Source organism: Micromonospora sp. CCTCC AA 2012012 (assembly GCF_040499845.1).
In the GTDB taxonomy this organism is placed as follows: domain Bacteria; phylum Actinomycetota; class Actinomycetes; order Mycobacteriales; family Micromonosporaceae; genus Micromonospora; species Micromonospora mangrovi.
The window spans coordinates 135,077-160,022 of sequence record NZ_CP159342.1 but is presented as its reverse complement, the minus strand read 5'-3'; the positions used below and the strand labels follow the sequence as shown (position 1 = coordinate 160,022).

25 protein-coding genes and 2 tRNA genes are annotated in these 24,946 nt (G+C 72.7%); 9 read left to right on the top strand and 18 right to left on the bottom strand.

The features are described 5' to 3' along the window. Window positions 1-4: 4 nt before the first annotated feature. Window positions 5-721 (bottom strand): NUDIX hydrolase, encoded by a 717-nt coding sequence (locus ABUL08_RS00785; RefSeq protein WP_350933679.1) that lies wholly within the window; start codon window positions 719-721, stop codon window positions 5-7. 168 nt (window positions 722-889) lie between these two features. On the opposite strand from ABUL08_RS00785, the gene ABUL08_RS00780 reads away from it, so the two are divergent. From ABUL08_RS00780 to ABUL08_RS00760, 5 genes are all read left to right on the top strand, one after another. After that, complete coding sequence (locus tag ABUL08_RS00780) at window positions 890-3,529, top strand: CHAT domain-containing protein (protein WP_350933678.1); 2,640 nt, start codon at window positions 890-892, stop codon at window positions 3,527-3,529. Between the two features lie 13 nt (window positions 3,530-3,542). Beyond that, complete coding sequence (locus ABUL08_RS00775; RefSeq protein WP_350933677.1) at window positions 3,543-3,878, top strand: hypothetical protein; 336 nt, start codon at window positions 3,543-3,545, stop codon at window positions 3,876-3,878. Next, window positions 3,875-5,392: a CATRA conflict system CASPASE/TPR repeat-associated protein gene (locus tag ABUL08_RS00770; protein WP_350933676.1), complete on the top strand. Its 1,518-nt coding sequence runs from the start codon at window positions 3,875-3,877 to the stop codon at window positions 5,390-5,392. The genes ABUL08_RS00775 and ABUL08_RS00770 overlap by 4 nt, the downstream gene beginning before the upstream one ends. Before the next feature lie 61 nt (window positions 5,393-5,453). Then, window positions 5,454-5,780 (top strand): YciI family protein, encoded by a 327-nt coding sequence (locus ABUL08_RS00765; protein ID WP_350933675.1) that lies wholly within the window; start codon window positions 5,454-5,456, stop codon window positions 5,778-5,780. 297 nt (window positions 5,781-6,077) lie between these two features. Continuing rightward, window positions 6,078-6,767, top strand: coding sequence for a Type 1 glutamine amidotransferase-like domain-containing protein (locus ABUL08_RS00760; protein ID WP_350933674.1), 690 nt, complete (start codon window positions 6,078-6,080; stop codon window positions 6,765-6,767). A 149-nt stretch (window positions 6,768-6,916) separates the two neighbouring features. Here ABUL08_RS00760 and ABUL08_RS00755 read toward each other — a convergent pair whose 3' ends face one another. From ABUL08_RS00755 to ABUL08_RS00725, 7 genes are all read right to left on the bottom strand, one after another. Then, on the bottom strand, window positions 6,917-7,435 hold the full coding sequence (locus ABUL08_RS00755) for an HIT family protein (RefSeq protein ID WP_350933673.1): 519 nt from the start codon (window positions 7,433-7,435) through the stop codon (window positions 6,917-6,919). Between the two features lie 159 nt (window positions 7,436-7,594). Next, a tRNA-Ile gene (locus tag ABUL08_RS00750) sits at window positions 7,595-7,671 on the bottom strand. A gap of 85 nt (window positions 7,672-7,756) precedes the next feature. Then, a complete protein-coding gene (locus ABUL08_RS00745) occupies window positions 7,757-9,460 on the bottom strand; it encodes a M16 family metallopeptidase (protein WP_350933672.1) in 1,704 nt (567 codons plus the stop codon). Then, window positions 9,457-10,404, bottom strand: a complete 948-nt coding sequence (locus tag ABUL08_RS00740) for a hypothetical protein (protein WP_350933671.1) — start codon at window positions 10,402-10,404, stop codon at window positions 9,457-9,459. Before ABUL08_RS00740 ends, ABUL08_RS00745 begins: the two co-directional genes overlap by 4 nt. Window positions 10,405-10,469: 65 nt before the next feature. Next, window positions 10,470-11,708: an FAD-dependent oxidoreductase gene (locus ABUL08_RS00735; RefSeq protein WP_350933670.1), complete on the bottom strand. Its 1,239-nt coding sequence runs from the start codon at window positions 11,706-11,708 to the stop codon at window positions 10,470-10,472. Continuing rightward, complete coding sequence (locus ABUL08_RS00730; RefSeq protein ID WP_350933669.1) at window positions 11,698-13,836, bottom strand: MMPL family transporter; 2,139 nt, start codon at window positions 13,834-13,836, stop codon at window positions 11,698-11,700. Before ABUL08_RS00730 ends, ABUL08_RS00735 begins: the two co-directional genes overlap by 11 nt. A 175-nt stretch (window positions 13,837-14,011) precedes the next feature. Continuing rightward, window positions 14,012-14,084: transfer RNA gene (locus ABUL08_RS00725), tRNA-Asn, on the bottom strand. A 273-nt stretch (window positions 14,085-14,357) separates the two neighbouring features. Here ABUL08_RS00725 and ABUL08_RS00720 point away from each other — a divergent pair. Continuing rightward, the gene (locus ABUL08_RS00720) at window positions 14,358-14,762 is read left to right on the top strand and encodes a hypothetical protein (RefSeq protein ID WP_350933668.1); all 405 of its coding nucleotides are present in this window, start codon (window positions 14,358-14,360) and stop codon (window positions 14,760-14,762) included. Between the two features lie 67 nt (window positions 14,763-14,829). Here ABUL08_RS00720 and ABUL08_RS00715 read toward each other — a convergent pair whose 3' ends face one another. The 8 genes from ABUL08_RS00715 to ABUL08_RS00680 form a co-directional block, all read right to left on the bottom strand. Then, on the bottom strand, window positions 14,830-15,654 hold the full coding sequence (locus tag ABUL08_RS00715; protein ID WP_350933666.1) for an ABC transporter permease: 825 nt from the start codon (window positions 15,652-15,654) through the stop codon (window positions 14,830-14,832). Next, window positions 15,651-16,589, bottom strand: a complete 939-nt coding sequence (locus ABUL08_RS00710) for an ABC transporter ATP-binding protein (protein ID WP_350933665.1) — start codon at window positions 16,587-16,589, stop codon at window positions 15,651-15,653. The genes ABUL08_RS00715 and ABUL08_RS00710 overlap by 4 nt, the downstream gene beginning before the upstream one ends. 138 nt (window positions 16,590-16,727) lie before the next feature. After that, window positions 16,728-17,408 carry a response regulator transcription factor gene (locus ABUL08_RS00705; protein ID WP_350933664.1) on the bottom strand — a complete coding sequence of 227 codons (681 nt, stop codon included), beginning with the start codon at window positions 17,406-17,408 and terminating at the stop codon, window positions 16,728-16,730. Further along, on the bottom strand, window positions 17,405-18,661 hold the full coding sequence (locus ABUL08_RS00700) for a sensor histidine kinase (RefSeq protein WP_350933663.1): 1,257 nt from the start codon (window positions 18,659-18,661) through the stop codon (window positions 17,405-17,407). Before ABUL08_RS00700 ends, ABUL08_RS00705 begins: the two co-directional genes overlap by 4 nt. 101 nt (window positions 18,662-18,762) lie before the next feature. Further along, a complete protein-coding gene (locus ABUL08_RS00695; protein WP_350933662.1) occupies window positions 18,763-19,857 on the bottom strand; it encodes a polyprenyl synthetase family protein in 1,095 nt (364 codons plus the stop codon). 194 nt (window positions 19,858-20,051) lie between these two features. Next, a complete protein-coding gene (locus tag ABUL08_RS00690) occupies window positions 20,052-21,128 on the bottom strand; it encodes a YihY/virulence factor BrkB family protein (RefSeq protein WP_350933661.1) in 1,077 nt (358 codons plus the stop codon). 63 nt (window positions 21,129-21,191) lie between these two features. Next, window positions 21,192-22,001 carry an ABC transporter permease gene (locus ABUL08_RS00685; protein ID WP_350933660.1) on the bottom strand — a complete coding sequence of 270 codons (810 nt, stop codon included), beginning with the start codon at window positions 21,999-22,001 and terminating at the stop codon, window positions 21,192-21,194. A gap of 12 nt (window positions 22,002-22,013) precedes the next feature. Beyond that, window positions 22,014-22,808, bottom strand: coding sequence for an ABC transporter permease (locus ABUL08_RS00680; RefSeq protein ID WP_350933659.1), 795 nt, complete (start codon window positions 22,806-22,808; stop codon window positions 22,014-22,016). Window positions 22,809-22,888: 80 nt separating this feature from the next. Here ABUL08_RS00680 and ABUL08_RS00675 point away from each other — a divergent pair, with 80 nt between their 5' ends. Beyond that, window positions 22,889-23,206, top strand: coding sequence for a dihydrofolate reductase family protein (locus ABUL08_RS00675; RefSeq protein WP_350933658.1), 318 nt, complete (start codon window positions 22,889-22,891; stop codon window positions 23,204-23,206). A 9-nt stretch (window positions 23,207-23,215) separates the two neighbouring features. Here the strand turns inward: ABUL08_RS00675 and ABUL08_RS00670 are convergent, their stop codons facing one another. Both ABUL08_RS00670 and ABUL08_RS00665 read right to left on the bottom strand, forming a co-directional pair. Then, window positions 23,216-23,416, bottom strand: a complete 201-nt coding sequence (locus ABUL08_RS00670) for a DUF397 domain-containing protein (protein WP_350933656.1) — start codon at window positions 23,414-23,416, stop codon at window positions 23,216-23,218. Then, entirely contained in the window at window positions 23,407-24,210 is an 804-nt protein-coding gene (locus ABUL08_RS00665) for a helix-turn-helix domain-containing protein (RefSeq protein WP_350933655.1), read from the bottom strand. The genes ABUL08_RS00670 and ABUL08_RS00665 overlap by 10 nt, the downstream gene beginning before the upstream one ends. 213 nt (window positions 24,211-24,423) lie before the next feature. Between ABUL08_RS00665 and ABUL08_RS00660 the strand changes: the two genes are divergently transcribed. Then, a complete protein-coding gene (locus tag ABUL08_RS00660; RefSeq protein WP_350933654.1) occupies window positions 24,424-24,630 on the top strand; it encodes a hypothetical protein in 207 nt (68 codons plus the stop codon). After that, on the top strand, window positions 24,630-24,875 hold the full coding sequence (locus ABUL08_RS00655; RefSeq protein WP_350933652.1) for a flavin reductase: 246 nt from the start codon (window positions 24,630-24,632) through the stop codon (window positions 24,873-24,875). The genes ABUL08_RS00660 and ABUL08_RS00655 overlap by 1 nt, the downstream gene beginning before the upstream one ends. Window positions 24,876-24,946: the final 71 nt, after the last annotated feature.

The window sequence follows — 24,946 nt, the reverse complement described above, 5'->3', positions numbered from 1 at the left end:
CGGACTACGCCGAAAGGTCGATGCCCCGCAGCACCCCGCGCAGCAGCGCCCGGGTGAAGGCGGCCATCGTGAAGCCGTCGGTGATCGCTCCGTCCCGGATGAGTGCGGCCAGCTCCGCCGCGGTGACGAGTCGGACCTCGTCGATCCCCTCCGCCGGATCGCCGATCCGCGGCTCGTCGTCGATCTCGGCGTGGAAGAGGTGGACCTCGGTCGCGGACTGGCCGGTGTCCGGGAACATGAGCCCCAACGGCTCGATCCTCGCGGCCGGTACACCGATCTCCTCCAGCAGCTCGCGGCGGGCGTCGTCCGCCGCGTTCCCGCCCGGCGTGCCGAAGCCGCGCGGCACCTCCAGGTGCCAGCTGCGGGTGCTGTGCCGGAAGTGGCGCAGGAGCACGACGCTCCCCCGGTAGCACGGCAGGACGACCACACCCGGCGCGTTCCCGGCGTTGACGGTCCGGCTGTAGGTGCCGAGCGCACCGAGCGGGGTACGGACCGCGTCACGCAGGACCATCACGAACGGGTCCATGTAGACCACGCCGGTCTCCCCCCAGGAGGCCGGCAGGCCGACCCGGGCCAGGTCGTCGGCGGCGGACCGCTCCGCGGCCGCCACGTCGGACGGGTCGAGGAGGATCTCGACCGGCGCGCCGGGCGGGTTGACGAAGAGCTCCGGCAGGCCCTCCCGTACGTCCTGGTAGCGCGACCGCCTGGTCCGCTCGTCCATACCGACCCCCTCCTCGACCGGGCGAGTCCACCCGTTCGACCACAGTGGACCGAGCGGGCCGAATTCAGACACACTCCGTCGATATCATGGTCACCGAAGCCCATCATCCACCTGCCCGAGGTGACGATGTACAGCGATCGCATCAGGGATTTCGCCAATCAATTCGACGTGGACGACCTCATCCTGCGCTACGACGTGGACTTCGACGTGCCGCTGCGGCACGAGTACGCGATCGGGATCCTCCGCATGGTCGACGTGTTCCGGCCCGTCCCCGGCGACGATCCGCACGCCGTGGCCCGGCGGGTCGGCGCGCACTGGTGCGACATCGTGCGCTCGGACATGGTCTACGACCACTGGGCCGCGCTGCGGATGATCGACGCCTCGCAGGGGGACGCGGAGCGCCTCCGGGAGGCGGTGTCGACCAGCCCGGTGGACGACCCGTTCGTGCCGTACGCGACCGCCCGGTGGCACGACGCCACCGGCAAGATCCGCTACCGGCTCGGCAGCTACTCGCGGGCCCGGATGACGTTCGAGACCGCGATCGAGGTGGCCGAGCGGCACCGGCTGTGGTGGTGCCTTCCGGATCTGCACAGCAACGTCAGCCGGGCCCGCTACGAGGAGTCCCGCCAGGGCGCCCGGCCGGACGTCAGCACCCTGATCGAGGAGCTGGGCGCGGAACGCCGGCGGATCCTCGACGAGGCGCCGGCCCACGGCGTCGCCATCGGTGAGATCGCCCCCGACGCCATCCCCCGACACCGCGAATACCTCCGGGGTTACTCCAGCGTCCTGCACAACCTGGCCATCGCGCTCAAGGACCGGGCCGGGCGCGACCACACCGGGGAGGACGCCGCCGAATCGCTGCGGGTCTCCGCGGAGTCGATCCGCGTCTCGTACGCGCTGGGTGACCACTTCCGCATCTCCCAGTCGCTCAACCACCAGGCGCTGCTCGACCGGGACCGGGCCGAGCCGCTGTTCCAGGAGTTGGCGAAGGGCCGCTACCCGCGCGGTCGGCTGATCGCCCGGCAGCACCTGGCCATCCTCAAGGGGAACGGTGAAGGGGCTCGGGAACTCCAGCAGCTGCTCGACGAACTGGTGGCCGACTCGAACGCCGTCGGCGGCATCGGCACCGACATCCACGTCGCCACGTTCACCGTCGACGAGTACGCCCGGCTGGTGGCCGGCCTGCGCGGCAGGATCAGCGCCGACGAGCACCGGAGCCTGGCCGAGGACGTGGCGCGGAAACGGTTCACCATGGCCGAGTCGGTGCGCCGGGCGGTGGCCATGCCGGCCTACAAGCGGGCGTACGCGAAGGCGATCCGGCCGAGCTACCTGGAACGGATCGCCGACCGGATCGGTCGTCCCGGCGCGGAGCAGGTGACGGCGGACCGCGCCGAGGAGGCGTTCGGCCTGGTGGAGAGCTCGTCGGCGCGCGAACTGCTGGACATGCTCTCGACGGCCGCGCTGCCGCAGCTGCCGTTGCCGCCGTCCAGCGCGGCCGCCGCGCCGCGGATCGTGCCCGCCCAGGCCACCGACGAGACGGCCGACGAGCCCGACGGGCCACCCGTCCGGGGACGTCGGGCGGTGGTCCGGCGGAACGGGGTCCGGCGGTCCGGCGAGGACGTCGAGGCGGCCCTCCGGCCGGAACTGGCCCGCCGCGAGACCGAGTTCGAGGAGGCGTTCCTGCATCAGCCCCTCGAGGCCGCGCCCCAGGACCCCGAGATCGCCCACCGGGTACGGATGTACACCGTCAACAATCCCGACACCTGCGTGGTGCGGTACTTCGCCTACGGCTCCGCCCGCCCCGAGTTCCTGGGCGCGTTCGTCTTCCTGGCCGGCGAGATGCGCTGCGTGACCGGCCTCCCCTACGACGAGCTGCGTCGCCTGGCGGAGCGGCTACCGACCGCCACCGCGCCGTCGAGGTCCGAGTGCGAGGAGATCTGGCGACTGGTCCTGGCGCCGGTGTGGCCCCTCGTCACGGCATCGGGCGAGCCGGCGCACCTGGTGGTCATCCCGACGGACGACCTCTTCGCGGTGCCGATCCACGTCGCCTGGGAGCCCGGCGCGCCGATGCCGCTCGCCGCCCGGTTGCCCGTGTCGCAGTCGGTCAGTGCCACGGCGTTCGTCGGCCGCGGCCGGAGCCTGCTCAAGCGCCAGCCGGTCAGTGCCGACGACGATCTGGCCGCGATCGTGGTCGCCGACGACGCCGCGATGGCCGGCGGCCGGGGTGTCTCCGGCAGCGAGCTGTTGGGCACCGGGTGGCCGGCGGAGCGCATGGTGATCGCCGGCGACCGACCGGCCCAGCTCGACCGGGTCGAGCGGCACTTCGCGGCGGACATGCACGGGATCTCGGAGATCGCCGGGACCCGGCCCGAGTTCTTCGTCTACGCCGGCCACGGCTCCTACCACCCCCAGTTCGCCGAGCTGGGCCCCTATCTGGAGCTGCGCGGCAACTACCTGACGCAGTACGACCTGGCGCTCCGGCTGCGCCTGCCGCGCAACAAGCTCACCATCCTCGGCGCCTGTCTCGCCGGGCAGGGAGCGCAGACCACCGGCGGTGACGTGGTCGGGTTCCTGCGCTCCCTGATCGCCACCGGCGCGGGCGCGGTCGGCGTACCGCTGTGGAGCGTCCAGGACGGGGCCATGGTGCGCACGGTGCGGGAACTCCTGGCGGCCAGCCGGACGGCCGTCATCGAGGGCGGCGTCTTCGACGTGGTGGAGGTGCTGCACCGGCGCTACCGCTCCCTGGCGGAACGGATCCACGACCCCGACCTGCTGGTCGAACACCTGCCGCTGAGTCTCTACCTGTGAGGGGGTACGCCCGGTGACCGAGCGACCGGAGGAGATCGCCGCCCTGGTGCGGCAGCTGACCGCCGCCCGCCTCACCCGCGAGCACTGGTCGGCGGCCCGACGGATCCTCGTCGACCTCTCCGCCGCTCTCGACGGCGGGGACGGCGACGTCGAGGTCGCGATGATCCGCCTGGAGCACCTGCTGGACCGTCGCCGGTTGAGCGGCCGGGCGAACACCATGATGGACGACCCGTCGGCGCAGCAGGCCGACGAGGAGACCCGCGAGGTGGCCGATCTCCTGATCGCGCGCCTCGGCTCCGCGCCGGACGGCGACCCGTCGGGCCTCGGGTCGGACCAGGGCGGGCGGTGACGGTGCTCCTGCGCCACCCCGCCCTGGTCGTCCATGCCTTCCTGCCGGCCGCCCGGGTGCTCGGGCCGACGGATTCGCCCGCCCGCCGGGCGCTCGACGACATCTGGGCCCGGATGAGGGCCGCCGGATACCGGGACAGGATGGGCAGTTGGCCGACCGAGCTGGTGCTGCCCGCCGCGGACGACGGCCAGGACACCCTCACCGTCCTCGGTGCCGCGGCGAAACCCACCGTCGACGGGTCACGGGAACTGCTCGTCTACCGGGTACGCGGCGTGATCGGGGTCAGCACGGTGGACGCCACCCGGCGCGAGCGGACGTCGTGGGCCGACTTCGACCACGGGTGGCTGGCCGAGCTGGGGCACCTGGACCGGACCGATCTCATCGACACGGTCCTCGTCCACTCCGGTCTGAGCCCGCGCCGCTCCGTACGCAGCCGCCCGTCCGAGCCGCCGGCGGAGTCGTGCCGTCGGCTCGCCGGTGGCCCGCCCGACCTCGGACCGGGCGGCCCGCCGCGGTCCTGCTGGCATCCCACCGAGGGGATGACCGTGTGGGAGCTGCCGCGGGACCCGGGCACCCCGGCCTCCCGACGGCTGCTCGCCGTCGCCGGGGCGGACGACGAGCAGATCCTCGACGAATGGCTGTGGACGAGTTCCTCGCCCGGACTGCCCCCGTTCACCCGGTATCTGATCCAGGCCGGGAAACTCCGCTACCACAGGGCGGTGCTCCGCCGGGACCTTCCCCGCCTGCGCGGGACCGTCCAGGACGTCGGCCGACTCTGCGACCGGCTCGACGCGATGCTCCACGGCGCGGACGTGCCGCTGGAGCGGATCCTGGAGGCCAACCGGAAGCTGGCCGACCTCGGCACGCGACAGAAGGGACTGATCGAACAGCTCAGCGACGTGCGCGCGATGACCGGCACGGTGGAGATCATCCGACGCAACCTGGACGCCATCGTCGACCAGGTCTCCCCCACCGACCACGAGACCGCCGACTGGACCCTGGACCAGCTCAGGGCCGAGGAGAGATACCTGTCGGCGGCGCAACTCAAGGCGGCCGAACTCGGTCGCCTGGCGACGAGCACCGTGAGCACCAGGCTGGAGGAACGGAAGGCTAACCTCACCCTGTTCCAGACGGTCGCACTCGGCTCGGTGCTGATGGCGCTGGCCGCCATCCAGAGCCTCGGGTACAAGGTGCCGCTGACCGGTCGGCTGCAGGCCCCGACGATCTTCCTGCTGGCAGCGGTCGCCCTCACCCTGCCGTGGGCCGTGGTGCGCTGGCTGCGTGGCGCGCCCTACCACCGCCGGTGGGCCGTGGTGGACGTGGCGTTCGCCGCGCTGATGGGAGCGGCGGCGGCGTGGTTCGCCAGGTCCTTCATCGTGTGGTGGTGCACCGCGTTCCGCTTCCGCTGGGACTGGTCGGTGGCCGTCACGGTCGGCGCGGCGACGGCCGGTGCCGCGGTGGGCGCCGGGATCGCGCTCCTGCGGTTGCGCCAGCTGCGGAAGTCGTCCACTTGAGGACCCGGGCGGCGATGATGGGTGCAATGTCCGTCGAGGACGCCGACGTCAGGAGAACGCAGTGCCGAAGTTCGTGACCATCGGGTACGGCGACCAGGCCGGCTACGAGCGTACCGAGGCGGGGGTGCGGGACGCGGCCCACGAGCATGACGCCCGACTGCGCCGCGAGGGGGTGGAGATGGGGCGCGCCGGCCGGCCCGTGCAGGTGCGGAACCACGACGCGGCCGGGGTCAGCACCGAGGAGGGGCCCTTCCTGTCGTCCACTCTGCCGGTGGCCGGGTTCGCCGTCATCGAGGCGGCGACGCTGGCCGAGGCGGTCGACATCGTGTCGCGTACGCCCTGCGCCGTCGCCCAGGGCGTGGTCGAGGTGTGGCCGCTGGAGGAGTAGCGACAGCCGGACAGTCATGGGTGGGAGCCGACTCATCGGACGTGGTGTGTTCCTCGTCCTGAACGTGCATGCTGACGCCGGCCCTGGCGCGGTGGGGAGCGGACGGCCGTCTCGTCCTCACCGTTGACGGCTTCGGTGTCGGCGTTGAAGGATGGGCGGTGTCCGAATACGGCCTGATTGACTCGCGTCAGCGCCCACGGCTCAGAGCCGGGTCAGGGAGCCGGTGGGCGCCGCGGATCTGCTCGGGGCGCCGTCTGGCGACTCCAAGTCATACGGCGGCACCCGGAAGAGGTCTTGATGAAGTTTCTTCTCACGTCCGCAGGCATCAGGAACCCGAGCATTTCCGCCGCACTCGTCGACCTGCTGGGCAAATCGATTGCCGAATCCAGCGCCCTCGTCATCCCGACCGGTGTGTACCCCTTCCCCGGCGGCGCCGGCCGGGCCTGGCAGGCGATTTCCGGTAAGGCACCGCATCCGATGTGTGACCTGGGCTGGAAATCCCTGGGAGTGCTGGAACTCACCGCGCTGCCGACCATCCGAGAGGAGAACTGGGTCCCGGCGGTCCGAGAGGCCGACGCTCTGCTCGTCTGGGGCGGTGACGTGCTGTATCTGACCTACTGGATGCGTGAGTCCGGCCTGGCGGATCTCCTGCCGTCGCTGGACAGCTCGGTCTACGTGGGAATGAGCGCCGGGAGCATCGCGGTGACCCCCTACAACTGCGACGCGGAGTTCGACCTGGATTTCGTGCCCGTCGGCAGCGATATGGCGGCCGGAGCCGACCGGGCGCTGGGACTGCTGGATTTCACGCTGTATCCGCACCTCGACTGCGAGGGCATGGAGGACGCCACCGCGGCCAACATTGAGAAGTGGGCGTCCGGAATTCCGGTCCCGACCTATGCGATTGACGATGACACGGCCATCAAGGTGGTCGACGGCGCAGTTGAGGTCGTCTCCGAGGGGAACTGGCGGCTGTTCAACCCTTCTTGATGTTCCCGTTCCACCGGCAGAGCACGACGCGCTCCCAGCCGCTGTCGGGTTGCGGGAACGCCTCGAACATCAGCTCCAGAGCGGTCGTCGGTGGCGGCAGCCTCGGGATGGAAGAAGGCCGTCCGGTGCCGTCCGCCTGGTCCTGGTCCTCAAACGCTCGGCAACTCGATCGGTCCCGTCCCGTCCGGTCCAGTTCGCTCCGGTGACTCCCACGCGTGGCTCCCACGGCGCTGGAAGTACTCCTGAAGACGCGCGCACAGGGCAGTCACGCGGGCAGCATCCCCACGAGGTGCTCCTGCCCAGTCGTCCACCTCCATCCATCCATGGCGGAGGGGCGTGCCGGGATAGCGGACGAACAGGTGCTGATGGAAATGCGCCACCTGGCGGCCGGCGATCGCGGAGAAGACGAACTCCGGACCCAGCTCACTCCGAAGCGCTCGTGCACCGACCCACACCGCCCGGGCTACGGCCATCGCCTCGGACTCGGTTAGGGCATCGAGGGATGCGGCGTGCCGTCGGGTTTCCACGAAGAGATAGCCCAGGAAGGTCAAGCTGTCCCTGGCGACCGGCCGATGAGTGACAATCACTTCTCGGCCTTCCCACACGCGCGGACCGACAAGGGCGCCTTCGCCGCGGTGCTTCTGACAGATCAGGCAGTCCTCAGCCATTCCGCAAGGCTACGTGCTGTGCTGCTCCCTGGGGATCAGCGGATCTCTGAGGGCGGCGGGTCGTGCTGCTGCGGACTCAGTGCGGACCGAGGGCGTCGGGCCCGACCTCGACGCGGTGCGCCCGGGTCGTCAGCAGCATGTCTGACCAGGTAGAACGGCTGGTGGGGCGGGCGGGACTCGAACCCGCGACCGAGGGATTATGAGTCCCCTGCTCTAACCCGCTGAGCTACCGCCCCGCTACCGCGCCGGATCGTAACCCGCCCGGTGGATCACCGGCCAGCACGGAACGGCCGACACCGGCCGGCACGAAACGACCGATCCTCAGCGCCTCCGCCGCCGCAACAGCACGATGGGCAACGCGAGGATAACAGTGAGCAGCCAGCCGACCACGACCATGCCCCACAGCCAGCCGTCGTCCGGGTCGGACTCCTCGGCGAGCAGCATGCCGAGGGTCAGCAGCAGGCTGATGCCACCCATGCCGAGGGTGGCGAGGCCACTGACCACCATCAGCGGGATCTCCCAGCCGGCGCGCTTCACCGGTGCGGCGCCCTGCGCCGGCCGGGGGCGGTTGCCGCCCGCGTACGGCTGGGGGATCCTCTCGGCCGGGCGGGCCGGCATGGGCACCCGGCGGTCGGCGGGGATCTGCTGGTCGATGACGCCGATGGCGCCGGGGTGCAGGTCGAAGAGGGTCGGCTCGATGTGCACGGAGATCGCGTCGTCGCCGATCAGCCGGCGGGCGCCGTCGGGCCAGGCGAGCACGGCGGCGCACTCGGCGTACCGGACGGTGAGCGGGCCGCCGGGGCCGACGAAGCTGACCCCGTCGACGCCGACGCGGATCTCGGCGTTGCCCTCGCGTTCCCGGTAGGCGGTGCCGGTGACGGCATGGGTGGACCGGGTGGGTGCCTCGACGAAGCCGGCCCAGTCGGCGCTGTGCCCCTCGGGGACCATGAGCAGCGCGCTGGCGGTGACCTCCTGGTTGACCTCGTGCAGGTCGGCGAGGGTGACGGCCTTCAGCTCGGCACGCAGCTGGTCGACGGTCAGGTTCGGCTCGCCGGTGAGCAGGTTCAGCGCGCACCCGGGCAGCCGGTCGGCGTCCACCTCGGCGGAGGCGAGGCCGTCCTCCCGCTTGGCCACCGCGGCGTCCAGGTCGGCCTGCTCGATCCGGCCGACGCGCAGCTTGGCCAGCACGTCGACGAAACCGCCGAGCAGGGCGTCCTGCTTCTCGGGCAGCGCGTCGGCGAGGGCGCGGAGTGTGGCGTGGCCGTCGCCGCGCGGCTGGTAGCCGGTGTTGATGGCGTAGGAGACGCCGTCCTCCTGGCGCAGCGTGCGATAGAGCTCGCGCTCCAGCACCCCGGCGTAGACGCTCGCCGCGGTCCGGCGCCGCACGACGGCGTCCAGCACCACGGCCCGCGAGCCGTTCACGAAGTACGCGGGGGTGCGCGGCAGCGCCGACGACGCGGCCGGCACGGGCCGGCGTACGCCGCTGGGCAGCGCCAGGCGCAGTCCGGCCGGCACCCGGTCGCCGGCGATCCAGAGCGCCGCGTTCTCCCGGGTGAACCACTGCGCCGCCCACCAGCGCAGGTCCTGCTCGGTGAGCGCGTTGAGCCCGAACTCGGCATAGCTGGACAGCCCGTGGTCGCGGGCGCCGTGCCGCCACAGCGGGATGTCGCCGATCGTCGGGTTGCCCCGGCCGGACCACTCGGTCCGCAGGATCTCCTTCTCCACCTCCAGCCGGGCCATCGGCAGGTCGTGGATGGTGCGGCAGACGGTGTTGAGGAAGCCGGCGATGTCCTCCTCGGAGCCCTGCATGTAGAAGGAGGTGAAGGTGGGCGCGGTGGCGCCGTTGAAGTGGTGGTCGGCCAGCCCGAGCGGGGCGAGCGCGAGGTGTTCCAGCAGGTGGGTGACGCCGCTGCGGGCCAGGGTCTCGTCGGCGGTGCCGACCCGGAAGGTCAGCCCGGCCCGCAGCGGTCCGGCGGTGGGGGCGAGCAGCGTGGGCACCCCGTCCACGTCGAGCTGGCGGATCATCGGGGGCCACCCTTCGCGTACGCCTCGGTGCGGAACTTGTCGAGCATGCCGGTGCCGCCGAAGTAGTTCCACGGGTATTCGCTGCCCAGGTGCCCCAGGGCGGCGAACTGGGCGGCGGCGGCGGCCCACTGGTCCAGCAGCCCGAACCAGAGGGCGAAGACGGAGCGGGTGGAGACCCAGCCGGGCTCGTGCCGGAAGTGTGGGTGCAGCACCGAACGCTGTGCGGCGGTCCAGATGTCCTGGACGACCTGCGGGTCGCGGACGTACGCGGCCCGCTCCCCGTCGGTGTCGAAGGCGTAGTAGCGCTCGAAGTGCGCTTCGGCGAGCAGGACGGCGTTCTGCGCGCCCTCGGGGGCGGCCAGCATGCGTTCCCGGGCGAAGGCGAAGACGGCGTCCCAGCTGCCGCTCCACTTGGGGCAGAGCTGCTGGAGCAGGCCGGACTGCGCGCGCAGGTGGTGCGGCGCGTACCGGGCCAGCCGGTCGTAGCGGCGGCGGGCCTCGGCCTGCCCCAGTTGCAGGCCCCGGGCGGTGGTCAGCCGCTCCTGCCAGGCCAGCACGTTGCCGGGTTCGCGGGCGCAGACGTCGATGAGGATCTGTTCGGCCTGCCGCAGGTGCTCGTGGAGCTGGTCGAACTGCTCGCGGCTGACGTGTTCGGCATGCAGGCTGGTACGGATCTTCCAGCCCTCGGCGACCAGGTGCCCGGCGAGCATGGTGGCGGCGACGGTGTCGCCGGGGCGGTGGGCCAGCACCTCCCGGAGGAAGTCGCCGACTCCCTCGATGTCGTCGGCGACGTCGGCCAGGAGCGACCGGCCGGCCCAGTCACGGGAATCGAGCAGCTGCCGTACCCGGGGCCAGTCGCGCGCGGTGAGCGCCGCGCGCATGTCGTGGACCTCGGGGAACGCGGCGGCCGGGTCGAAGTCGATCGCCGGGAGGGGTGCGGGCATGGCGGCGATCATAGGTGATCAACTGAGACCCGCGGTTCCCCCGTCCAGCCGGGACGCGGCCCCCGTCAGCTGCGGCGAAGCTCCGCCAGTACGGCTCCGGCGGTGCGCCAGCCGCTGGCGAGAGCTCCCTGGATCGACGGGCTGTCGCGGTGGTCACCGGCGACGAAGAGCCCGTCACCGAGCGTGACCGGTTTGCGCAGCCGGCCCTGCGGCGGCGGGGCGGCGGGGAGCGCGTCCGGGATCGTCACGGTGGTGAGGTGGGTCCAGTCGGCGGTGGACCGACCGTACAGGCGCTCCAGTTCGCGGCGGATCGCCGGCTCGGGCGGGGCCTGCGGGCCGACCGCGGAGGTGGCCACCAGGTGCCGCCCGGCCGGCGCGTACGTCGGCGCGGCGTTGCTGATCACGACCGTGTTGGCGACGAGTTCCCGCCGGTCGCCGTCGACGAGCAGGATCGGCTCGTCCAGCGGCGGGGTGTCGGTGGCGTGGTACCAGGTGGTGTAGCTGTGCATGCGTACCCGGGAGAGCTGGGGCAGCAGCCCGGCCGCCGCCGGCGGGTCGACGGCGACCACGACGGCCCGGCAGGCGATGTCACCGGCCTGGGTGCGGACCCGGCGGGGCGCGACCTCGGCGACCGGGGTGTCCAGGTCGATCAGGTCGGCGGGCAGCGGCGCGGCGACGGCCGCCGGCAGCGCGGCCATGCCCCGCGCGGGCAGGCCGATCCGGCCCCGGGCGAAGGAGCGCAGCACCATCGCCAGCACGTGGCTGGAGGTCTCCAGCTCGCGGTCGATGAAGACGCCGGAGAGGAACGGCCGCAACAGCTCCTCGATGATGGCGTCGGAGAGGCCGGCCCGGCGCAGCGCGGCCTCACTGGTGGTCTCCTTCGCGTCGAGCAGCCGACCGACGGGGAGGGTGGCGCAGCCGGTGGCGAGCGCGGCGAAGCGCAGCCGGTCGGCCAGCGAGCCGACCCGGGCGGCGGCGGTGCGGGGCGCGCCGGTCGGTTCGCGCAGCGGGTTGACCAGCCGGTCGAGCCGGTCACCGCGGCGGACCAGCACGCCGGAGGTGAACCAGCCGAGGTCGAGGGTGTCCAGGTCGAGCAGGCTGCCGAGCCGGGGGTAGGCGGTGTTGAGCACCTGGAATCCCCGGTCCAGCAGATAGCCGTCGACCTCGTCGGTGGCGACCCGGCCGCCGAGCCGGTCGCCGGCCTCCAGCAGCCGCCACGGCACGCCGGCCCGGTGCAGCCGGCGGGCGGCGGCGAGCCCGGCCAGGCCGCCGCCGACGATCACCACGTCGGTCTCAGCGAGCACGGTCGGCCTCCGCGCCGGTCCGGTCCCCGTCGCGGTTCGCCCGGGACAGCCGGCTGGGCCACCACACCTTCGGCCCGATGTCGTACGCGAGGGCGGGCACCAGGAGCGACCGGACGATGATGGTGTCGAGCAGCACCCCGACGGCGACCGCCACCCCCAGCTCCACCAGCACCACCAACGGCAGTACGGCGAGCGCGGAGAAGGTCGCGGCGAGCACGATGCCGGCGGAGGTGATCACCCCACCGGTGACGGCGAGCCCGGCGAGCACGCCGGCGCGGGTGCCGCGTCGCACCGACTCCTCCCGGACCCGGCTCATCAGGAAGATGTTGTAGTCGATGCCGAGGGCGACCAGGAAGACGAATGCGAAGAGCGGGAACGACTGGTCGACGCCGGGGAAGTCCAGCAGGTACTTGAAGATCAGCGCGCAGAGGCCGAGCGTGGCCAGGAACGACAGCACCACGGTGCCGATGAGCAGCAGCGGCGCGAGCAGGGCGCGCAGCAGCAGGGCCAGGATGACCGCGATGACCAGCAGCACCACCGGGATGATGACGTTGCGGTCCCGGGTGGAGGCGTCGGCGGTGTCCACGTTGATCGCGGTGAAGCCGCCGACCACCGAGTCGGACCCGGGCACCCGGTGGACGGCCTCGCGCAGGTCGCGGATGGTCCGTTCGGCGCCGTTGCTGTCGGGCGGGTCGGTGAGGGTGGCCTGGATCTGCACCCGGCCGTCGACGACCTTGGGGGGCGCGTTCGGGTCGGGCGGACCGGCCTGGCCCTGCTCGGTGAGCGGCCGGACGGAGGAGACGCCGCGCACCCCCTGGGCCACCTGGGCCACCTGCTGGGCGGTCTGCGCGGTGGTGAAGATGGTGGCCGGGCTGCCGGTGCCGGCCGGGTAGTGCCGGGCGATCGCCTCCTGGCCGGCCACCGAGTCGGTGCGGTTGGTGAAGAGGTCGGACTGGCCGAGGGTGGTGGCGCCGAGCTGGGTGACGCCGACCGCGAGGGCGGCCAGCCCGAGGGCGGTGACCAGCCAGACCGTCCGGGCCCGGCGGGCGACGAAACCGGCGATCCGGCTCCAGATGCCGTGCTCGGTCTGCGGGTCGGCCTCGTCGTGCCGGGGGCGACGCGGCCAGAACGCCCACCGTCCGCCGAGGACCAGCAGGGCGGGCAGGAAGGTGAGCATCACCAGCAGCGTGGCGCCGATGCCGACGGCGGCGACCGGGCCGAGCGCCCGGTTGGAGTTGAGGCTGGACAGCAGCAGGCAGAGCAGGCTGACGATGACGGTCACGCCGGAGGCGAAGATCGCCGGGGCGGCGCCCTTCCAGGCGGTACGCATGGCGTCCCAGGGGCGTTCGTGCCGGTGCAGTTCCTCCCGGTAGCGGGAGATCAGCAGCAGCGCGTAGTCGGTGCCCGCGCCGAAGACCAGCACGGTGAGGATGCCCTGTGCCTGCCCGTTGAGCTTGATCACGTCGTTCTTGGCCAGGAAGTAGACGAACACCGACGCCAGCGAGTACGACATCCCGGCGGCGAGCAGCGGAAAGACCCAGAGCACCGGGCTGCGGTAGACGATCAGCAGAATGATCAGCACCACCACGAGGGTGACCAGCAGCAGCGGGCCGTCGATCGCGGTGAAGACCTCGATCAGGTCGGCGAGGAGGCCGGCCGGTCCGGCGACGTCCACGGTCAGGCCGTCGCGGTCGGTGCCGGCGACCTGGCGGAGCTGGTCGACGACCTGCCGGATCTGTTCGCCCTCGGCGCTGTCGATCGGGACGACGACCTGGACGGCCTGCCGGTCCTGGCTGACGATCGGCGGTGGCAGCGGGGTGACCACCCCGGGCAGTTGCGCGAACCGGGCGACGTCGGCCTGCACCCGCTGCTGGTCGGCGGGGGTGATGCCGGAGCGGCGCTCGTAGACGACGAGGGCGGGGGTGGTCTCCTTCGTCACGAAGCCGGCGGAGAGGTTCTGCGCCCGGGTGGCCTCGGCGTCGGTGGGCAGGAAGGAGGCGTTGTCGTTGGTCGCGACGTCGCCCAGCTTCCCCGAGTAGGGCCCCGCGATCCCGCCCACGATCAGCCAGCCCAGCACGATCGCCACCGCGATCAGCGTGGCGGTCCAGCGGCCCCGTCCTCCGGCCATCTCCACCCACCTCTGAGAAATCGACGCACCAATCGACGCAGCGGGAGTCTAAGTCGACATCGACCATCCTGCCGGGCGAGGGGGGCGTCCCGGGCGGAAACCACCCGTCGGGGCGGAGTGGGCACGACGAGAAACGCCCGCCGGCGGGGCCGACGGGCGCACTGTGCGAGCTGAGCTCCCCCGATTGGACTCGAACCAATAACCTGCCGGTTAACAGCCGGCTGCTCTGCCAATTGAGCTACAGGGGATCGTGCACCGCCCCGGTCCGGATCTCTCCGCGCCGTGGCGACGGGACAAGAGTACAGGACCGCGGGGGGTTCTGCGCCAGGGGGTTACCGCATCGCCGCCCCCGTCCCCATCGCCCCGGCGAGGGCATCTCAAATACGGACAATTCGTCATCTCGGCGCAGGGAGGCATGAGCGCGGAGCAGGATGGGTAGTTAGCCGCCGACAGAGAACGTAGGCGCGAGTTGGCCGCTCCCGATCGGGAACGGCAGCGCGTCAGGTACGAGAGGAGCCGCCATGCGCGGAAAGATCATGTTTCTTGGCGGGCTGGCTGCGGGATTCGTCCTGGGCGCCCGTGCCGGTCGGGAGAAGTACGAGGAGCTGGTGGTCCGGGGCCGCAAGGTGCTCGACCACCCGACCGTCCAGGAGGCGGCGGGGGTCGCGCAGGCCCAGGCGAACCGGCTCTACAGCGAGGGCAAGGACAAGCTGGGGCAGAGCAAGCTCGGTGAGAAGCTCGGCACCGGCAACGGCAGCAAGGAGCTGACCGAGGCCGACAAGCCCTTCGCCGGCACCCCGGCCACCGTAGGCGCCAAGGCCGGCTCGTCCAGCACGAGCTCGACCGGCTCGACCGCCGGTTCGTCCGCCACGACGACCCCGCGGCCCAAGCCGTCCGGCACGGGCACCAACAACAGCACCCTCTGATCCGTACGACCGAGCGGGCCGGCCACCTCCGGGTGGCCGGCCCGCTGTCGTACGCCCGGCCGACGCCTCAGGCGTCGCGGCGGCGCAGGGTCAGCGTGGCGGCGCCGAGGAGCACCACCAGCCAGCCGACCAGCACGGCCAGCCCCGCGCCCGGGGAGAGCAGGTCCGGGTTGGACGAGACCGACATGAACGCCTGCCCCGCGTTCGACGGCAGGTACGGGGCGATGGTGTCCGACCAGCTCTCCGGCAGCAGCGACACCACCCCGGGAACCACCAGCAGCAGCGCCACCACGCTGGTCAGCGCCCCGGCCGTGTTGCGCAGCAGCGCGCCGAGCGCCATCCCGAGCACGCCGACCCCGGTCAGGTAACCGGCGGTGCCGAGCACCGCGCGCAGCACCCCGTCGTCGCCGAGGGAGATGCCCTTGTCGCCGAGGACGGCCTGCCCGCCGAGGAAGGTCAGCAGCACGGTCGGCACCAGCACGGCCAGCGAGACGCCCGCCAGCACGGCCACCTTGCCGGCCAGCACCGGCCAGCGCCTCGGCACGGCGGCCAGCGAGGAGCGGATCATTCCGGTCGAGTACTCCCCCGTCACCAGCAGCACGCCGAGCGTGCCGATGAGCAACTGGGCGAGGTTGACCCCGCCGAGGCTGGCGCCGAGCGGGTCCAGCGAGGAGGGCCCGCCGGGCGGTGCCGGGGTGCCCGGCTCGATGGTGGCGTCGGCGAGGAACGCGGAGAAGCCGAGACCCAGCGCGACGAACACGACCACCGTGGCAGCCAGCATGATCAGCGACGAGCGGAGCGAACGGAACTTGATCCACTCCGCGCGGACCACCCGCCACCAGGTGACCCGCGCGTCGGCGGGAACGGTGGCGGTGGGCGTGGTGGCGGTCATCGGGTGCTCCTTCCGGCCGGGACGGGCCCGGTGGGGTCGCCCTGGTATTCCACGGCGTCCCGGGTCATGGTCATGAACGCCTCCTCCAGGGAGGCCTCGGTGGCGGTCAGCTCGTGCAGGGTGAGCCCGGCCGCGGCGGCCCGGTCGCCGATCTGCTCCCGGCTCAGCCCGGTCACCTCCAGCAGGCCCGGCTCGCCGGAGGTGACCGCCACGTCCGCGCCGACCAGCAGCTCCCGCAGCGTGCCGGCCTGCGGCGAGCGGACCCGGACTCCTGTGCGGGACGCCTGCCGGGTGAACTCGGCGAGCGAGACGTCGGCGATCAGCCGGCCCCGGCCGACCACGATCAGGTGCTCGGCGGTCTGCGCCATCTCGCTCATCAGGTGCGACGAGACGAAGACCGTCCGCCCCTGCGCGGCGAGCCCCCGCAGCAGCCCCCGGATCCACCGGATGCCGTCCGGGTCGAGGCCGTTGACCGGCTCGTCGAGCATGACCACCGCCGGGTCGCCGAGCAGCGCGGCGGCGATGCCGAGCCGCTGACCCATGCCGAGGGAGAAGCCGCCGGCCCGCTTGCCGGCCACCTCGTGCAGGCCGACCAGGTCGATCACCTCGTCGACCCGCCGACGGCCGATGCCGTGGGTGGCGGCCTGGGCGAGCAGGTGGTTGCGGGCCGAGCGGCCGGTGTGCACCGCCTTCGCCTCCAGCAGCGCGCCGATCTCGCGCAGCGGGGCCCGGTGGTCGGCGTACCGGCGGCCGTTGACGGTCACCGTGCCGGAGGTGGGGGCGTCCAGGCCGAGGATCATCCGCATGGTGGTGGACTTGCCGGCGCCGTTCGGGCCCAGGAAGCCGGTGACGATCCCCGGCCTCACCCGGAAGGTCAGGTCGTCGACGGCGACCTTGTCGCCGTAGCGCTTGCTCAGGTGCGTCACGTCAATCATGGGCTCAACGGTGGCCCGCGTACGCCCTCCGTCGCGTCGGCCGACCGCGGACACCTGCGCGTACCGCGCCCGCGGTACGCACGCGCCCCGACTACCGCCGTCGTCGCGGAATCCGCCGGTCCGCGCCGGTCGGCCGGGTCAGCGCGCGGGCGGCTCCCCGACCCGCACCAACCCGCTCTGGTACGCCACGACGACGAGCTGGGCCCGGTCCCGGGCCCCCAGCTTCATCATGGCCCGGTTCACGTGCGTCTTCGCGGTCAGCGGGGAGACCACCAGCCGCTCGGCGATCTGCTCGTTCGACAGCCCGGCGGCGACCAGCGTCACCACCTCCCGTTCCCGCTCGGTGAGCACCCGCACCTGCTCGGGGGTGGCCCGCCGGTCCGGCTCCGGCTGCGCCAGGAACCGGGCGATCAACCCACGGGTGGCCTTCGGGGACAGCAGCGCCTCCCCCGCCGCGACGGTACGGATCGCGTCGAGCAGTTCGGCCGGCTCCACCCCCTTGCCGAGGAAGCCGCTGGCCCCGGCGCGCAGCGCCTGGAAGACGTACTCGTCGACCTCGAAGGTGGTCAGGATCAGCACCCGTACGCCGGCCAGGTCCTCGTCGGCGGTGATCTCGGCGGTGGCGGCCAGGCCGTCCAGGTCGGGCATCCGGATGTCCATCAGCACCACGTCGGCGCGGGTGCTGCGGGCCAGTTCGACGGCCTCCCGGCCGGTCGCCGCCTCACCGACCACGGTCAGGTCGGGCGCGGAGTCGATCAGCATCCGGAACCCGGCCCGCAGCAGCTTCTGGTCGTCGGCGAGCAGCACCCGGACCGTCATTCGGCCTCCTCCTCGGGGGCGGGCAACTCGGCCCGGACCAGCCAGCCCCCCTCCGGTCGCGGTCCGGCGGAGAACGTACCGCCCACCGTCCCGGCCCGTTCCCGCAGGCCGACCAGGCCGAGCCCGGACCCCGGCACAGCGGCTGCGGCCGGTGATCCGGCGGCCTCGGGTGCCACGGGCTGACCGGCCGGTCGGTCCGCCCCGGGTGCGGGTGCCTCCGCCGGTCGGGGCGCGCCGTCGTCGCGTACCTCGATGGTGACGCCGTCGGGGTCGTAGCGCAGGCGGACCGCGACGGCCGCGCCCGGCGCGTGCTTGTGCGCGTTGGTCAGGCTCTCCTGGATGATCCGGTACGCGGCCACGTCGACGGCGCTGGGCAGCGGCCGGGGCTGCCCGGCCACGGTCCAGCGCACCTGCTGCCCGGTGCTGAACCCCTCCATCAGCGCGTCGAGCCGGTTGAGGCTGGGCGCCGGTTCGGTGGGCGCCTCGGCCTCGTCGTCGCGCCGCAACACGCCGAGCAGGGTGGCCAGCTCGTCGAGGACGGTCCGGCTGGCCGAGCGGACGTGCCCGAGCGCCTCCTGCGCCGCGTCGGGCTGCTCGCGCAGCAGGTGCCCGGCCACCCCGGCCTGCACGTTGATCAGCGCGATGTGGTGCGCCACCACGTCGTGCAGCTCCCGGGCGATGCGCAGCCGCTCCTCGGCGACCCGGCGACGGGCCTCCTCCTCACGGGTCTGCTCGGCCCGCCGGGCCCGCTCCTCCAGCACCGCCACGTACGCCCGCCGGCTACGTACCGCGTCGCCGACGGCGACCGCCACACCGAACCAGAGCAGCAGCACCACCACGGCCGGGTCGTACCAGGACACGCCGAGGGTGGCCGCGCCCGCCGCGCCGAGCACCAGCGCGCTCAACGCGCCGGCCGCGACGCCGGTGCGCCGGTCGGTGCGGGTGGCGACGGTGTACGCGGCGATCCCCACCGTCAGCACGAAGGGGCCGCGGGCCTGGTGGCCGAGGAGGGCGAGCACGACAGCGGTGAGCGTCACACCGAGCACCGGCAGCGGATACCGGCGGCGCACCGCCACCGCGGCGCAGCCGATCAGGACGAGCAGCACCGCGCCGAGGCTGAGCGGGTCCCGGGGCGGCCCGCCCGGCGGGTTCACCGGCAGCAGGCTGACCGCGAAGAGCACCGTGGCCAGCAGCGCGTCGGCGACCGTCGGGTGCGTCCGCGCGACCCGACGCCAGTCCGCGAGGCGTCCCATGCGGTCAAGGTACGGCAGCCGCCTGAGCCAGGACCGCGCACGTCCGACCTGCCCCGGCGCGTCGCGGTGTCAGCGGCACCCGGCCGGGCCGGTGGCGCAGGTCAGTGCCGGCGGTGCACCGCGCGGGCCGCGAGCACGGCGAGCGCCGACCGCGCCGGCTCGGCCAGCGGCAGCCGGTCGAGCGCGGCACGGGCCACCTCGGCGCGTACCCGGATCATCCGCTCGATCCGCCGGCGGGCGCCGGTCGCCTCGATCACCTGTCGCAGCTCGGCGGCGGCCGCCGCGTCCAGCGCGGGATCGCCGACGAGGTCCCGCAGCCGGGCCGACTGGGCCGGGTCGGCGGCGGCCCGGGCCAGGGCCAGCAGCACGGTGGGCTTCCCCTCGCGCAGGTCGTCGAGGTTGGACTTGCCGGTGACGGCGGGGTCACCGAAGACGCCGAGCAGGTCGTCGCGGAGCTGGAAGGCGTCGCCGAGCGGGTCACCGAACTCCGCCAGCGCCCGCAGCACGGCCCGGTCCGCGCCCGCCAGGGCGGCCCCGATCTGGAGCGGTCGGGTGACCGTGTAGCGGGCCGACTTCATCCGGATCACCGTCAGCGCGGTGCCCACCGCGCCGTCGGTGGTGCTGCCGTGCCCCTCGGCGGTGGCGGTGCCGGCGAGGACGTCCAGGTACTCCCCCGCGATCACCTCGGCGCGCATCAGCGCGAAGAGCGCGTGCCCCCGCCGCAGCTGCGCGGCGGGGAGTCCGCAGTCGTGGAACATCCGGTCCGACCAGATCGCGCAGAGGTCCCCGCAGATCAGCGCGCTGTTCCGCCCGTACGCCTCGGGGTCGCCCCGCCAGGACGACCGGGCGTGCAGCTCCGCGAAGAGCCGGTGCACCGACGGTTCGCCCCGGCGGTGGTCGCTGCGGTCGAGGATGTCGTCGTGGATCAGCGCGAACGCGTGGAACAGCTCCAGCGCCGCCGCGGCGACCATGATCGGGCCGCCGTCCGGGGCACCGGTGCCGCGCCAGCCCCAGTAGCAGAAGAGGGGTCGCAGCCGCTTTCCCCCGGTCAGCACGAACCGGTGCAGGACGGCCAGCACCGCCTCCGGCACGTCGTGCGGGACACCCGGACCCCGCCCCCGCAGGAACGCGGCCAGTTCGGCGTCGAACCGGGTACGCAGCGCGGCCGGATCGGTCGGTGCGACGGTCACGGTCACGGCGCCTCCCGGGCGCCTGCCGGTGCCGGGCCGGGGCGGCCTCCGAGCCGGTCGGCATCCATGGCTGACCATACCCCGCGGAGCCGGTCGGTGGACCGTGGTGCCGTCGCCGGGTTCGGCCGCGCCCGGTCCCGACGCCGGACACGCGTCCGCCCCGCCGCGGGCGCGGCGGGGCGGACGGGACACGGTCGCGGTCAGTGACCGGCGGCGTTGCGCTTCTTCTTGAGCTTGCGGTCGTCGCGCAGCTCGACGTACGGCTCCTCCTCGGCCGAGTGCCCGGCCTCGATCGCCCGGCCGCGTTCCAGCTCGGCGTCGAACTCCGCGCCGAGCAGGATGGCGATGTTGCTCAGCCAGAGCCAGACCAGGAAGACGATCACACCGGCCAGCGCCCCGTAGGTCTTGTTGTAGGAGGCGAAGTTACTGACGTAGAGGGCGAAGAGGCCGGAGATCACCAGCCAGATCACCACGGCGAGGATGCCGCCCGGGCTGACCCAGCGGAACCCACCGTGCCGGGCGTTCGGCGACGCCCAGTAGAGGATGGCGAACATCAGGCTGACCAGGAGCAGCAGCACCGGCCACTTGGCGATGTTCCACACCGTCACCGCGGTCGAGCCCAGGCCGATCGCGCTGCCGACCTGCTCGGCCAGGCCGCCGGTGAAGACCACGATCACCGCGGCCGCCAGCAGCAGCACGCCGACCAGCGCGGTCACCCCGAGCCGGATCGGCAGGGTCTTCCAGATGGGTCGCCCCTCCGGCACGTCGTAGATGCTGTTCGAGGCGCGCATGAAGGCGGCGATGTAGCCGGAGGCCGACCAGAACGCGGCGAGCACACCGATGATCGCGGCGATGCTGGCCAGCCCGCCGGAGGCACCCGCCTGGTCGATGGCGGTCTCGATGATCTTCTTGATGTTGTCCTCGGGCACCACCTGGTTGACGGTGTCCTTGACGCCTTCGGTGGCACTGGTGCCGAGCAGGCCGAGCACCGAGATCAGCACCAGCATGCCGGGGAAGATGGAGAGCACGCCGTAGTAGGTGAGGGCGGCGGCCCAGTCGGTCAGGCTGTCGTCCTGGAACTCCTTGACCGTGCGCTTCAGCGCCGCCTTCCACCCGCTGCCCGGCAGCTCGGTGGGGCTGTCCGGCCCCTCGTCCGGCCCGACCGGGCCGCGGTTACGTCCGCGACCGGCCGGCACGTGCACCCGGTCCCGGGCATCGACCGCACCGGAGGAGTCCCGGTCGTGCCCGCTACGGGCGGAAGTCTCGTCGGAGGCCATCGCCCCTCCCTCGTCGTCGGCGTCACCCCTGGACATGCCCCGCGGGAGCCGACGGTTAACCACCTACTTGTACAGCAGACGTCCCATCCGTCGGGAGGCCACGAAAAGCCCCAGAGCCGTCATGAGCAGCAGGTACGCCACGTCGAGCAGCCACGACCAGTGGGCCGCGCCGATCGAGACACCCCGGATCAGGTGCACCGACCGATAGAGCGGGCTCGCCTCGACCACCCAGCGCAGCAGCGCCGGATAGGCCTGGGCGGGAACGAAGGTGCCGGAGAAGAGGAAGAGGGTGAACTGGGCCGAGCCCATCAGGTCGAAGTCCTGCCAGCTGCGCATGAAGGTGGAGACGGCCATGCCGAGCGCGCCGAAGGCGAAGCCGACCAGCACCGCAGCCGGGAATGCGGTCAGCGCCCGCCCCGCGCTGGTCAGGTCCATGACGACCATCACCACCAGGAAGGCCCCGGAATAGAGGCTGCCCCGGATCATCGCCCAGCCCAGCTCGCCGAGCGCGATCTCGAACGGCTGCACCGGGGTCGCGATGATCCCGTCGTACAGCTTCATGTACTTCATCTTGCCGAAGAAGTTGAAGGTGGTCTCCGCCAGCGCGCCGGTCATCGCCGACGAGGCCAGCATCGCCGGGGCCACGAACGCGGCGTACGAGACGACCTGGCCGCCGGGGAGGGTGAGGTCACCGACCAGCGCGCCCACCCCGACGCCGATGGAGAAGAGATAGAGCACCGGCTCGAAGAAACCGGAGATGAAGACCAGCCAGTACGCGCTGCGCAGCGACGTGAAGTTGCGCTCGGCCACCGAGGCCGAGCGCCGGGGCGCCCCCTCGAAGCTGACCAGCCGGGGCAGGACGAGACCGACCACGACATCCCTCCCCTAGACGACGAGCGTGCGACGGAACACGTGCCGGGCCAGCAGCCAACCGGCCACGGCCCAGGCGGTGAGATAGAGCAGGTGGCCCACGACCGACCACTGCGGCGGCACCCCGAGCGCCGCCGCCCGGCACAGGTCGACGCCGTGCCAGAGCGGGGTCGCGTACGCCAGCCAGCGCAGCCCCACCGGCAGCGACTCGACCGGGAAGAACACCCCGGCGAAGAGCGTCATCGGGATCACCGCGAAGCGGAAGAGCAGGGCGAGGTAGCTGTCGCTGGGCGCCCACCCGCTGAACGCGAAGGTCGGCAGGGTCACCGCGACGCAGAGCAGCAGCACCACCGGCAGGGTGGCCACCGCCCACGGTGACCGCAGCGCCCCGAACAGCGCGGTCACCACCAGGAACGCGGCCGTGCTGGTGAGCACCCGGAACAGCACGAAGCCGAGGTGGCCGGCAACGATGTCGCCGACCCGCAGCGGGGCCGCGACCTGCGCGAAGTAGGTCTTGATCCAGCGGAAGTTGCTGTGCACCGGCCAGGTCGACTCGCCGATCGCCACCTGGAGGGCGGTCGAGGCGATCAGGCCCGGCACCAGCCAGTCCAGGTAACGCACGCCGCCCACGCCCTGGTCCACGTAGGCACCGACGCCGAGCCCGAAGCCGAGCACGGTGAGCGTCGGCAGCAGGAACGACGAGAAGACGCTCGCCCGCCAGGTGCGCCGGTAGCCCGTCAGGTAGTGCGCGAGCACCGCCAGCGCCGGCACCCGCGGCAACGCCGGCCGGGCCCGCTCCGCCACGCTCATCTCGACCTCCCCCGCTCCACGGTCTTCCTACCCCGGGGGTACGACAGACCGTCGGTCACCCTACGACCGGCGACCCGGTCGTGTCGTCGCGTTTCCACCGGCTCCGGCGGCCGGTCGGCGTTCCTGTCACGTTCCTGAACTGCGGGCCGGCCGAGGCGGTGCGGATCGGGCTGGCGGCGGCCGGCGGCCGGAACCTGGAGGTCTTCTCGCCGAGCATCGGCCGTCAGCTCCTCGAACTGGGCCTGATCGACGAGATCGACCTGCACGTCGCACCGGTCCTGCTCGGTGCCGGCATCCGCCTCTACGACAACCCGGGCGGGGTGCCGGTCCGCCTCCACCGGGTCGGCGACGGCGCGCCCACCGCGGTCGTGAACGTCCGCTACCGACCGGTCCGCTGACGGCCGCCCTCAGCCCCGGGACGGTGCCGCGGCGACTGCCGCGACGAAGGCCCGCCAGGCGTCGGGGCCGAAGGTCAGCACCGGTCCGCGCGGGTCCTTCGAATCGCGTACGGCGACCGCGCCGGGCAGGTTGTCGGCCACCTCGACGCAGGCGCCGCCCTGGCCACTGCTGCGGGTGCTCTTGCGCCAGCGGGCGCCGGTCAGGTCCATGTCTCCGCCACCTCCGTCATCAGGTCGAGGGACTGCTGCTGCGATAGTGCCTCACCGCGGATCGACTCCCACACCTCGACCATCTGCTGCACGAACTCGGGCCGGTCGACCGCCTGCCCGTGGCGCTGCCCTTCGAGGTAGGCGACGTCCTCTCCCGCCGGGGAGGTGGCGATCACGAAGTGCCCGGCCAGGCCGGGATATGCGCCGGCTGAGGCCGGCACGACGTGAATCCTGACTCGCGGCAACGTGGAGCCCAGCTTCACCAGATGTCCCAACTGCTCACGCATCAACTCGGCGCCGCCGATCCGACGGCGCAGGACGTACTCGTCCAGGACCACACTGAGCAGCGGTGGCCGGTCGCGGGTGAGCACGGCTTGACGATCGAGCCGGGTGGTCACCTGCTGCTCGATCTCGTCCGCCCCGAACAACCCGCCGCCGGACAGCAGCGCACGGGCGTAATCCTCGGTCTGGAGCAGACCGGGCACGCACATCGGCTCGTACCAGCGCAGCGCGGTCGCTTCCTGCTCGATGCCGGCCCAGTCGCGGAACCAGGGCACCACGGTCTCGCGGCTGATGCGTCGCTGGATGCGTTCGAACCGGCCGTCCGCCCTGAAGACGGTGTCGCAGCGGCGGGCGAAGTCGAGGCTCGGCCGGCGTTCGCAGGTCTCCACCTTGGCGACCAGGGCACCCGAATAGCTCAGCGCCTCGGCCAGCGCCGTCTGCGACATGCCGTTGCCGGCCCGCGCGAGGCGTAGCTCCTCCGCGAAGTGGTCCAGCATGGACGAGCGGTCCACGGACAGCCTCCGTACATCGTCGTACCGGGTGGGGTCGCAGGGCGTACGCGCTGGTCGTCGGCGCGCGGGACCTCCCACCGTAGTCGCCTGCTCAGCAGACTGTCACGCAGCGGAACCGCTCCCGGGACACCGACGGGGGCGGAACCAGGCCGGGGGCGTCGACGCACCGCGAGGTTCGTCGACGCCCCCATTCCACCTGCGACGGAGGACCACGTGCGACTCAGATTCTGGCGCTGCCACCGCCCGGCGCCGCTGCCCCGGCGTACCCCGAACGAACGGCCGACGTGGGCGACCGCCCCGACGGAGGTCTTCCCGGTCGACGGCCCGGGACGCCCGGGCCGACTGACCCGGGCGCAGGAGTGGCGGGCGAACGGCGGTCGCTGGTTGCCGAGCCCGCGCAGCGGCGCGGACGACCGCTGATGCCCCGCTACCGGCCGCACGTCGCGGCGCGTCCGTCCTGGCGGTGCCGGGTGTGCGGAGCCGCGTGGCCGTGCTCCCCGGCCCGGCTGGCGCTGCTCGGCGAGTATCGCGAGGACCGCATCGCGCTGCTGATCCACCTCGGCACGCTCCTGGCCGAGGCCACGGTGGAACTCGACGCCCTGCACGGCGGCGCCGCCGCACAGGAGCTGACCGAGCGCTTCGTCACCTGGGCGAGGGCCCGGTGATCCGTCCACCGGGGGCGGCCGGTGAGCGAATCGCCGCGCGGCCGTTACCGATCTGAAACCCCACAGTCGCG